Genomic DNA, 1,721 nt, shown 5'->3' with positions numbered 1-1,721 from the left:
CCGAGGCTGTGTAAAAACCCAAAATACTTCCATTGATTTAGATTTAAAGCGTGTACACGGGTTTTGGCCTTCAATCAAACGCTTCTGGCTGAGTCAACAATTCTGTTTTGGTAATTTGTGATTTTTTAGTAACGCCTCGTAGAGGCGTTAATGAGGTCTATTTATTACTTCTTAAGTAAGGCTTTCGCCTTATGTCGCCATCGCCTTCATCAGATTGCTACCGCCCATGATCTTCATGACCCGTTTGAGGTTGTAAGCCAGGATATGCAGACTCATTTCTGTACTCACATGCTCTTTGGTTTTGGTGAGGAAGTGCGTAGCCCCCATCCAACTCTTTAAGGTTCCAAAGGTATGCTCAATGGTGCATCTTCGGATCTTCATGGCATCGGGCATGGCCTCTAGGTTGCCCTGCATTTGATCGAGCACGGCTTCATGTTCCCAGCGCTTGACCCTTCTGTTTGTTCCGGTAGTGCACTGGGGCTTTAGGGTGCAGGTTTTGCAGCTCGAGCTCCAGTAAGCAATCAAATTCTTGCCATGTTCTACCGTTTTAAAGCGCTCTATTAATGCCTCTCCTGCAGGGCACTCGTATTCATTTTTATCGGGATGGTAGATAAAGGCATTCTTATTAAATAGGCCATTAGCCCGATTATTTGAAGTGTTGCATTTAGGCATGATGGGAGTAACGCCTGATTCCATGCAATCTTTAATCTCTTGCCCGCTGTAATAACCCTTGTCCGCTACTACCGTCAGCTCGGTTGCTTGTAATGCCGCTTTAGCTTGACCAGCGATCTTGGCTAAGGCGCTTCGATCATGCCCGACATTAGTTAACTCATGGGCAACGATTAGATGATTCTTCGTATCCACAGCGGCTTGCACGTTGTAACCCACGATACCGCCGCCACGGTGTTGCATTGAGCGCGCATCGGGATCACTCATGGAGATCTGTTTATCTGGAGCCGCTTGCACTTTTTCTTCTATGGCTTGTAGCTGTGCCATCTGCTCTGTAAAGAGCGCGATGCGCTCTTTAAGTCTGGCTTGGTGTGCGGTTGATTGGGCTGGAGAGCGCAGATCAGCCGCCTCTAAATCTTTTAAGTACTGCGCAATACTCGCTTCGGCCTCTTGGATACGACGTTTGATCTTGGCCTGGGTGAAGTTTTGATCGGAACTGTTCACTGCTTTAAACTTACTGCCATCGACTGCCACCATCGAGTCGGCAAACAAATTCATCTGACGGCACAGTTCAATAAACTGGGCGCAGACTTTGCGGATGGCTTTGCCATTCTCCCTGCGGAAGTTCGCAATGGTTTTAAAGTCAGGAGCTAAGCGGGTAATGAGCCACATGAGTTCAACATTACGTAGCGCTTCAGTTTCAAGGCGACGAGTCGATGCAATACGGTTAAGGTAGCCATAGACATACAGCTTCAAAAGTACTGCAGGATGATAAGAAGGTCTGCCAGTATCAGCAGGAACCACTCCTTCAAAACCTAAGCTGGCTAAATCAAGCTGGTCGACAAACAAGTCAATGACGCGTACGGGGTTTTCTTCGGTGATGTACTCATCAAGCAGCTCAGGTAATAAAGTACTTTGGCTTCGATCTTGGCCAGTAATGAATCGTTTCATCTTCATAAACATCCGTTAATTAGTGATACTTAATTAACGTTTGAGGCCCATGTAGTGTTTACAAAAAGAGGGAGATTATTGGGTGTTTTTACACAGCCTCG

At 46.5% G+C, this 1,721-nt stretch carries 1 protein-coding gene; it reads right to left on the bottom strand.

The genetic code is table 11. The features are described from left to right. Positions 1–189: 189 nt before the first annotated feature. Positions 190–1,620, bottom strand: coding sequence for an IS1182 family transposase (locus ICN42_RS11845; protein ID WP_216255173.1), 1,431 nt, complete (start codon positions 1,618–1,620; stop codon positions 190–192). Positions 1,621–1,721 lie beyond the last annotated feature (101 nt).

Origin of the sequence: Polynucleobacter sp. 71A-WALBACH, from assembly GCF_018882365.1 — a bacterium.
GTDB lineage: Bacteria > Pseudomonadota > Gammaproteobacteria > Burkholderiales > Burkholderiaceae > Polynucleobacter.
Note: the sequence above shows the minus strand (reverse complement) of the source record. Positions and strands in the feature narration are given on the sequence as shown.

Bases quoted from the DNA above. Each gene is read 5' to 3' on its own strand.
- ICN42_RS11845 (WP_216255173.1), bottom strand. From the start codon at position 1,620: ATGAAACGATTCATTACTGGCCAAGATCGAAGCCAAAGTACTTTATTA.